The sequence below is a fragment of the Paenibacillus sp. FSL H8-0280 genome, from assembly GCF_045040665.1.
GTDB classification, from domain to species: Bacteria; Bacillota; Bacilli; order Paenibacillales; family Paenibacillaceae; genus Paenibacillus; species Paenibacillus xylanexedens_A.
Map to the genome: position 1 here is coordinate 6999349 of NZ_CP150296.1, position 9572 is coordinate 7008920.

The window sequence follows — 9572 nt, forward strand, 5'->3', positions numbered from 1 at the left end:
CTAACCGTTCATCGGAACTTGCATTCCTATCTATATGAAACCAACACGTAATGGCTACAACATCATTCCATCCTTTGACAACAGGCAGAAATTGTACCTTTCTATCATACACTACGATTTAAGTCAATCGGCAGTATATTTTTTTTACTTTCCTAGACAGAACTGGGAGAAAATCTGATCAATTAATGCATCATGTGCTGTATCTCCAACAATCTCGCCTAAATGCTCCCACGCCAAACGAACATCAATCTGTATCATATCAATTGGAATGAACTGCTCTGCTGCTTCATAGGCATCAACCAGGGACTGCTTCGCTTTTTTGAGCAAGGCAATATGACGCACATTACTGACATAGGTCAGATCTGCGGACTCCAGTTTACCACTGAAGAATAGCGTAGAGATGGCATCTTCCAGTCGATCCACACCCAGATCATCTTTCACCGACATCGGTACAAGCCGTTCTTCCGGAATGTAACGAAGCAGCACGTCACGTTCTACCTGTGGCGTTAAGTCCATTTTATTCATAATGATTATCGATTGTCTACCGCGGATTTGTTCCAATAATTCAATCTCATCGGGATGAAGTGGCTCCGCAGCATTCACAACCATCAAGATCAGATCGGCTTCACTTACCGCAGAGCGAGAGCGTTCTACCCCGATCTTCTCTACAACGTCCATCGTTTCCCGTATTCCTGCCGTATCCAGCAACTTGAGCGGGATATTATTGATCGTAATAAACTCCTCGATCACATCACGAGTTGTTCCTGGAATGTCCGTGACGATAGCCCGGTTGTCTTGCGCAAGTGTATTCATCAGTGAGGATTTACCTACGTTAGGTCGTCCAACGATAGCCGTCGTGATACCTTCTCGCAGGATCTTACCTTGCTCTGCTGTAGTAAGCAATTTATCAATTTCAGTCATAACCTGACTGGACTTTTCCTTAATAAAATCAGACGTTAACGACTCCACATCATGTTCGGGATAATCGATATTCACTTCAATATGAGCCAGTGTTTCCACCAATGTATATCGTAGATCACGCAATTTGGAGGACAGCTTTCCTTCAACCTGTTTCAATGCAACCGAGAAAGCTCGGTCCGACTTGGAACGAATAAGATCCATGACACCTTCCGCCTGAGACAGGTCAATCCGCCCATTAAGGAAAGCACGTTTCGTGAACTCACCGGGTTCAGCCAGACGAATATCAAGCTGTAACAGCAGGTCCATGACCCGTTTAACAGACACTACACCACCATGCGCACTGATCTCCACCACATCTTCTGTTGTGAACGAGCGCGGTGCTCGCATGACCGTAACCAATACTTCCTCAATCTTTTCCCCATTAACGGGATCTATGATATGACCATAATGAACCGTGTGAGATGCTGCCTGAGTTAAAGGGGTTTTGCTGCGAAAAATCTTTTCCGTCTCCGACACTGCTTCCGGGCCGCTGACCCGGATCACGGCGATACCCGCCTCTCCGACAGCCGTTGATATCGCTGTGATCGTATCACTGATCATGGTTATCTCTCCTTGCTCTATTTTAAAATTGCCGCCCCTCGGAGGACGCCATATCCATTTTCAAATCTATTAATGATATATCTTATGACATGTCAATTATCGTATTAAGCTCACTCTTTACTTGTTCTAAACACCTTATCAAATTGCTTCTGTACGAAAAAAGCAATGGCTTCTGCACCGGGCAGGAAGCCATTGCGTCTTCAATTTCGTGTTATTTCGTCGTAATAACCACACGCCGATTAGGCTCCTCGCCCTTACTTAACGTCTTAATCTGCGGGTGATTTTGCAGTTTTGCATGGATGACTTTTCGTTCGAGCGGAGGCATTGGTTCTAGTACAACTTCCTTACCGGTACGGATAGCTTGTCCAGCCAACCGTTCAGCCAGATCCTCCAGCGTCTTCCGCCGACGTTGACGGAAATTCTCCGCGTCGAGCACAATTCGAACGAAGCTTTCCGAATATCGGTTCGCTACAATGTTCGTTAGATACTGAAGCGCATCCAGCGTCTGTCCACGTCTGCCAATAATCATGCCCAGATCTTCCCCGGCAATATTGAAGATATGTCCATCCCGCTGTTTTTTGATATGCACTTCAACATCCAGTCCCATACCTGCTGCGACCTCTTTCAAGAAAGCAGCCGCTTCTTCATAGGGATTTTTAGCTGCAACATCCTCGAGTAATGCATCCACTTCAGATTTGTATGCAGCTGGCTTGATCGGCTGTGGAACAACTTCAGGTACAGGCAATAATTTCACTTCAACTTTGGCCGCCCTCACCCCGAACAAACCCAGGAATCCTTTTGACGGCTGCTCTAACACTTGTATCTCGACCTTGTCCCGACTTACGCCAAGCTCGGTCAATCCTTGGTTTACAGCATCTTCAACGGTTTTTCCTGACGTAATGACTTTGGTCATTTCGATTTTTTGGCCCCTTTCGACCCTTTTCCAGAGACGGTCGCTTTGCCACCGTTTTTGCGTTTAGCTCCATTTTTGGAAGAGCTATTCTGCTTCACGTTGACCTCAGCCACGATTTTATCATTATTCCGGTAAAGGAAATAGTTTTGCACGATCGTGTAGATGTTACTGTAGAACCAGTACAGCGGAAGTGCTGACGGGAACTGGTAAGACATCACGAAGATCAAAATCGGGTACACCCACAGCATAAACTGCATCGGACCCACTTGCTGTGCAGGGTTCATACGCATCATCATCCATGTTTGAATGAATGTTGTGATGGCAGCCAGCACTGGCAAAATAAACAGGTGATCGGGTGATCCGAGCTGGAGCCACAAGAAATCATGCGTTCTCAGACTGGAGTTTCCGTAAATTGAGTTATAAAGTGCGATGTAAATCGGCATCTGAATGATAAGTGGCAGACAACCGGCCATCGGATTAACTTTGTTCTCCTGGAACAACTTCATTGTTTCTTGCTGAACTTTCTCAGGTGTATCTTTAAACTTGGCTTGAATCTCCTTCAGCTGCGGCTGAATCGCCTGCATAGCTTTGGAGCTACGGACTTGTTTCATTGTTAGTGGTAAAATCAATGTCCGTACAATAAGCACCATCACGAGGACGGCCAGTCCATATTCACCTTTGAACCAGTTGGCGAATGTATCCAGCGCCAGTGAGAACCAGTACACAACATTGGCTTGCCAAAAAGAATCACTATTCTTTAGATCTTCCGTAGTAACCCCGGCTCCTTGTGGAGTACATCCGGCGAGTACAGTGACCATTGCAATGACTGCAATGAGGAGAATCCACTTCCCTTTTGATGTCTTCAATCGCGACACTTCATAACCCCTCTCTTAACCAATCCATTCCATCGTAAAATCATACCATAATTAGGAGGACAAATAAACCGAAGCTTACCGCTTGCTCGACTTCAAAAGAGAGCCCTTTCGCATCGCATGTAGCAGGCTTTTTTCCATTTCCTTATAGGGCATGTCCAGTGCACCTTTTCTGACGATAAAAATCAGATCCATCTGCGTGACGATTTCATGCTCATGATGGCGAACAATTTCCTTGATCATGCGTCTCATCCGGTTGCGTACGACAGCGTTTCCGATTTTCTTGCTGCATGATACGCCGACCCGAAATTGTTCCGTATCTTTACGGCGACAACCATACACCACGAATTGATGATTGGCAAACGATTTCCCATACCGGTATACACGGCTAAAGTCCGCCCGGTTTCGTAGACGCAGTCTTTTATACACGGCGCTTCTCCTTGCTGTTCTCCACCAATGTTATTGACGGAGGCCTCATTACTGATTTAGTATAGGCTTTCTTGAATGACGGTAAACCGCCTTGGCGACAACTTCATTTGGGATTATTGTTAATCAGCTACTTGAACTGATCCGCATTCATCCGGGATGAATGTTGATTGGCCATTTAAACCTATCAACGATTCATCATTATATAAGGTAAGTTTTCGAAAAATGGAAAACTCACTCAACATACATTCGTGTGTGTTCAGCACTTTTTCGCAGACCATTCAGACCTGATCTGTAGCAGCATCCAGTCTGATTTGAGCTAATTAAGAAAAAAAAGACCACCTCGGTGGTCTTCAATGCATTAAGCACTCAGGTTTTTACGGCCTTTAAGGCGACGTGCGGCCAAAATTTTACGGCCGTTGCTCGTGCTCATTCTTTTCCGGAAACCATGAACTTTTTTACGTTTGCTAACGTTCGGTTTGAATGTAGGTCTCAATGTATTGCACCTCCTCACAAGGAAATACTTATGTGATGAATCACTTTCATCTTCACAGAAAACACCTTTATATATTTAACCATGATCACCTGGAAAAGTCAACTGCATGGCGCAAGGCTTCTCCCTCTTTTATATACACTCTTCATCCCACCCATAGTAATGACCACAGTCCGTTCACTTCAATACCAATTTCAAGCCCCGAAGAGAGTCCTGAAAGTTATCCCCAGACCCTGATCAGATCACCATATTTCAGCATTTATAGTTATCCACACCCTCCAATACCTGTTTTCTCCTTTATCACATCCTGTTTGAAGTTATTCACATGTGGATAATGATTATAGGCTATTATTATCGTCGAATTCTAAACAGGTTGTATCCGCTTCAATTAAGGTTTACAAGCTTTTGAGAAAGGTGTAGGATAAAAATCACATCTTGTATACAAGTATATGGATGAAGCCGATTTACTTATCCGCCTTTAGTAGTCCTTTGAAAAAAACATTAGCCGTTAGCTTGTAGCTACAGACTATGGATTGAACTGAATGTTCAGTCCGCAAAATAGTTATGCTATGATCAGTAATGAACTGATTACTTATTAATAGGAGCGTTAGCCATATGTTATTTCCTTCTTCCTGGCTCCAAGGGGCTTCCCGTGGTGAAGCCATTGCCTGCGAATTAAGGCTGCGGATCATCAGCGGTACCCTTCGACCTGGAGAGATTTTGTCGGAAAACCGAATTGCGGCTGATTTTGACAGCAGTCGTTCACCTGTCCGTGAAGCGTTGCGAACATTGTCCAATGAAGGACTTATTCGACTTGAACGTATGGGTGTGGTTGTCATTGGACTACGAATCAAGGATGTCGAAGAATTATATGATGTCCGTTTCCTGATTGAAAGTTTTGTGCAGCAGCGACTTGCTGGTGATGTCCCAGAATCATTAATCACCCAGCTGCGTAACGTGATCGACAAAATGCAACTTGCTGGACGGCATCAGGACGCCGTCGAATTCGCCTATCAGGATCTCGTTTTCCACGAGACCATCATTGAGGCTGCTCAGCATTCCCGTATTTCACATCTATGGAAGAGTATTCGATATGTTGTGATGACCGTTATGCTGCTCACAACGCGCAGAGTATTTGTTCAAGGTGAGCAGAAAGTAAGCGCTGTAATTGAGAAACACCGTGTGCTCGTTGAAGCACTTGAATCAGGTGACAAGGTACTCATTCAGGCTGGAGTCCGCACATATTTCCAAGATTCTGGCAAAACTCTGCACCAAAGCTTTGATTTCTAATGGGTGCAAGGCGTTTGCAATCATATCCGTCGTGAATGATTGCGGCTTAACTTGTCGACAAGTATACAAAATGCGATTTTGTTTTAAATTTGGGCATGATAAAACTACATTTTTCGCCAACACCTTCTGCGGTACTGGTACACATTTAATTGTTGACGATAATTTCACTTGTAAGCGTTCTATATCAGAAATAAAGGAGCACACAACATCATGAGCACTCTTTTTGGACTATCCCACAATGCAACATTATTGGTTTGGACGTTAATTGCGATCGTTTTTCTGATCGTTTTGATCTCCAAGTATAAATGGAATCCCTTTATCACCCTGCTGTTGTCCGCATTAATGCTCGGTTTGCTTACAGGCATGAAACCTGCCGATGTAATCTCTTCCATTACCGGGGGACTTGGCGGCACACTTGGAACCATCGCAATTGTTATTGCTCTCGGTACAATGCTTGGTAAGATGATGGCCGAATCTGGCGGTGCCGAGCGCATTGCAACTACACTGGTCGATCGGTTTGGTGTAAAACGTGTGCACTGGGCCATGATGATTGTTGGATTTATCGTTGGTATTCCCGTTTTCTTCGAAGTCGGCGTAATTTTAATGATTCCCATCATTTTCACCGTTGCACGTAAAACCAACATGTCTCTGCTGCAGATTGGTATTCCCATTTTGGCAGGTCTGTCGACTGTACACGGTTTGGTTCCACCCCATCCAGCGCCAATGATAGCGATTGAAGCCTTCAGCGCGGATCTGGGTAAAACCATTTTGTACTCCCTTATTGTTGGTATTCCTACAGCGATTATTGCAGGTCCTTTGTTTGGTAAATTTATTGGTAAAAGAATACACACCGAACCGCCAGCAGAACTAGCTGAGCAATTCGCAACCAAAACAAACAGCAACATGCCTGGGTTTGGTATTACCCTGTTTACAATATTGCTGCCGGTTATTTTGATGCTGGTTGGTTCCATAGCAAGCATCATTGACCCAAATGCTACGAGCGGTTTCACCGTTTTCAGTGAATTTATCGGTCATGAGATCATTGCTCTGCTGATTTCAGTTGTATTTGCCCTCTTTTCACTCGGCTTTGCACGTGGATTCACCAAACACGATATTTCCCGCTTCACCAGTGAATGTCTGGCGCCTACGGCGACCATCATTCTCATTATTGGTGGAGGCGGTGCCTTCAAACAGGTATTGATTAATAGTGGTGTAGGTAACGCCATTGCTGAAGTCGCTACCCATGCCAACATCAACGTGATCCTGTTTGCCTGGCTTGTCGCTGGGCTCATTCGTGTAGCTACCGGTTCAGCAACCGTAGCCATGACAACAGCCGCCGGTATTGTCGCTCCAGTGCTTGCACTCACACCAGGGGCCAATATTGAGCTGGTTGTACTCGCCACAGGTGCGGGGTCACTCATCTTGTCTCATGTAAACGATGCAGGATTTTGGATGATCAAAGAATTCTTTAATATGAGCGTTTCCCAGACATTGAAAACGTGGACCGTTATGGAAACACTATTATCTGTAGTGGGACTGATCTTTATTTTGCTCCTGAGTACAGTGGTATAAATGGAGTATCTATAGTAGAAAGAAATTAAAATCTCATCGCTTTCTGGAGAAAGAAGGATTAAATACATGAACAACTATATGATTGGGATCGATATTGGTACCACCAGTACCAAATCCGTATTATTTACCGAGCAAGGCTCTGTCGTCAGTACCTCAACGCAGGAATATCCTTTGTATACCCCGGCACCCGATGTTGCCGAGCAGGACCCTGAAGAGATTGTACAGGCGGCCCTCCGCTCTGTACGAGGAGTCATGGATCAGAGTGGTGTTGCTGCCGAGCAGATCCTGTTTGTATCCTGTAGCTCGGCTATGCATAGTGTCATTGCCATGGGACAGGATAACAAACCCTTAACCCGTTGCATCACCTGGGCGGATAATCGAAGTGCAGCTTGGTCTGCCAAGCTGCAAGAGAATGGATTGGGTCATCGCATCTACCTGCGCACAGGTACACCCATCCATCCCATGTCACCGCTGACCAAATTAATGTGGCTGCGCCACGATGAACCTGAACTTTTTGAGCGCACCGCCAAATTTATTTCGATTAAAGAATATCTGTTCTTCCGTCTATTCGGACAATATGTCGTCGACCATTCCATCGCTTCCTGCACAGGTTTGCTCAATCTGGAACAACTGGACTGGGACGCAGAGGCCCTTGAGGTTGCAGGCATTACACCCGACCATCTCTCGAAGCTCGTACCTACAACACATATATTAGAAGGAATGAATCACGAATCAGCTGAAAAAATGGCTCTCTCCCCCTCCACGCCCTTTGTTATCGGCGCAAGTGATGGGGTCTTATCCAATCTCGGCGTGAACGCCATTGAACCTGGTGTTGTCGCAGCAACCATCGGAACCAGCGGGGCCATTCGCACTGTAGTGGACCGTCCAGTTACCGATCCCAAAGGTCGAACCTTCTGTTATGCCCTCACAGAGAATCTTTGGGTCATTGGTGGACCTGTGAATAACGGTGGCATGCTGTTTCGTTGGGTACGGGATGAATTCGCCGCGTCTGAAGTGGAGACAGCGAAGCGACTTGGCATCAATTCCTATGATGTGCTGACCAAAATTGCCGAACGTGTCCGGCCGGGATCGGAAGGACTTCTGTTTCATCCGTACCTTTCGGGCGAACGTGCCCCTTTATGGAATCCAGATGCCCGTGGTTCCTTTTTTGGCTTAACACTCCATCACCAGAAAGAGCATATGATCCGTGCTGTCCTGGAAGGGGTTATCTTCAACCTATATACGGTACTGCTGGCTATGGAAGAACAGATTGGGCAACCTACCTCCATTCAAGCCACAGGTGGGTTTGCACGCTCTCCTCTCTGGCGCCAGATGATGTCTGATATCTTCAATCAGGAAGTGGTTGTACCCGAGAGCTTCGAAAGTTCCTGTCTGGGTGCCGTCGTGCTTGGTTTGTACGCTACAGGGCGGATCCAATCGCTTCATGCCGTTTCTTCCATGGTCGGTACAACGCATCGGCATACCCCTATCAAAGAGAATGCTGTACTCTACCAAGAGCTGCTGCCCATCTTTATTCGGATCTCTCGCAAACTGGAAGAGGAATACGCAGATATCGCTGAATTCCAGCGTAAGATGTCCCTTCCCCGTCTCTAAATCATCAATCCATACTTCGCCTCTGCACCAAAAAAAGAGGGTGTCCTCTAAAACCAAAAATCGGTTTTAGAGGACACCCTCTTTTGCTATACACGCATAATCTATCCTTTGATTTCATATTATACATTCATACACTTCAAGCTCCATATTCGAGCATCAGCTTACCTCTTGATCCTGATAATTCTCATTACATATGTCTCAAAATGAAGTCATCTATGTCCATTATTCTTATACATTGTCATCACAGAATTACCATCTACTCAGAAAATACACCACTGATCTTGTTCAATTAAAAGCATGAGTTTACTCCCCCTCTCCGTCTCCTACCCTGACACGAATTCGCGGCTTTCACCATCGCCCCATTGGCAAGAAAAACACGAGGGTGAGAGCTCACTCTTTTTCCGATCTCGAGAATGCTTCATTTCCACTTTACGGTTATCCACAGACAGGTTATTCACAAACGAAGAATACTTTTACACACAATTTGGCATCATTTGACGGATAACCTGTGTATAAAACATTTTTGGTTTTTGGGTCATTCTGTCGAAAATTAAACAGTTTATAAACAATATATTGTGTTGTGACTAAAAATTATACACAAGTTATTGAATTTGTGGATAAAATCACGCGATACGTTGAAATGCGGGGTTTCTTTTGCTATGATTGTATTACTTTTGGATGTGAATATGTGATCTGACCCATAATATTATCAACAGCCTGTGGATAAAGTTGTGAACAATTTTCCGTTGTTCATACTTTTTTTGTTTTCGACCTGCGGGGGGTTGGGGATAAATTCAACAATATATCTCGTATTTCGACACTGCATCATGGCTTAAGCCACACTTGGAACATGTAAAAGGAGTGACAGTCT

The 9572-nt window shown here is 45.0% G+C and carries 8 protein-coding genes; 3 read left to right on the forward strand and 5 right to left on the reverse strand.

All coding sequences use genetic code 11. The features are described from left to right. Window positions 1–144: 144 nt before the first annotated feature. From mnmE to rpmH, 5 genes are all read right to left on the reverse strand, one after another. Complete coding sequence (gene mnmE / locus MHI12_RS30440; RefSeq protein WP_036671881.1) at window positions 145–1521, reverse strand: tRNA uridine-5-carboxymethylaminomethyl(34) synthesis GTPase MnmE; 1377 nt, start codon at window positions 1519–1521, stop codon at window positions 145–147. Window positions 1522–1732: 211 nt separating this feature from the next. Then, the gene (gene jag, locus MHI12_RS30445; RefSeq protein WP_036611977.1) at window positions 1733–2434 is read right to left on the reverse strand and encodes an RNA-binding cell elongation regulator Jag/EloR; all 702 of its coding nucleotides are present in this window, start codon (window positions 2432–2434) and stop codon (window positions 1733–1735) included. Beyond that, entirely contained in the window at window positions 2431–3309 is an 879-nt protein-coding gene (locus MHI12_RS30450; RefSeq protein WP_036611979.1) for a YidC/Oxa1 family membrane protein insertase, read from the reverse strand. The genes jag and MHI12_RS30450 overlap by 4 nt, the downstream gene beginning before the upstream one ends. Window positions 3310–3384: 75 nt before the next feature. Further along, on the reverse strand, window positions 3385–3735 hold the full coding sequence (gene rnpA / locus MHI12_RS30455; protein WP_036611981.1) for a ribonuclease P protein component: 351 nt from the start codon (window positions 3733–3735) through the stop codon (window positions 3385–3387). A gap of 358 nt (window positions 3736–4093) precedes the next feature. Further along, on the reverse strand, window positions 4094–4228 hold the full coding sequence (gene rpmH / locus MHI12_RS30460; RefSeq protein WP_017691413.1) for a 50S ribosomal protein L34: 135 nt from the start codon (window positions 4226–4228) through the stop codon (window positions 4094–4096). A 612-nt stretch (window positions 4229–4840) separates the two neighbouring features. On the opposite strand from rpmH, the gene MHI12_RS30465 reads away from it, so the two are divergent. The 3 genes from MHI12_RS30465 to gntK all read left to right on the forward strand — a co-directional run bounded on the left by MHI12_RS30465 (window position 4841) and on the right by gntK (window position 8701). After that, window positions 4841–5515 (forward strand): GntR family transcriptional regulator, encoded by a 675-nt coding sequence (locus MHI12_RS30465; protein ID WP_405171189.1) that lies wholly within the window; start codon window positions 4841–4843, stop codon window positions 5513–5515. A 210-nt stretch (window positions 5516–5725) separates the two neighbouring features. Then, window positions 5726–7087 (forward strand): gluconate:H+ symporter, encoded by a 1362-nt coding sequence (locus tag MHI12_RS30470; RefSeq protein WP_405171190.1) that lies wholly within the window; start codon window positions 5726–5728, stop codon window positions 7085–7087. Window positions 7088–7153: 66 nt separating this feature from the next. Further along, window positions 7154–8701 carry a gluconokinase gene (gene gntK, locus MHI12_RS30475; RefSeq protein WP_341009751.1) on the forward strand — a complete coding sequence of 516 codons (1548 nt, stop codon included), beginning with the start codon at window positions 7154–7156 and terminating at the stop codon, window positions 8699–8701. Window positions 8702–9572: the final 871 nt, after the last annotated feature.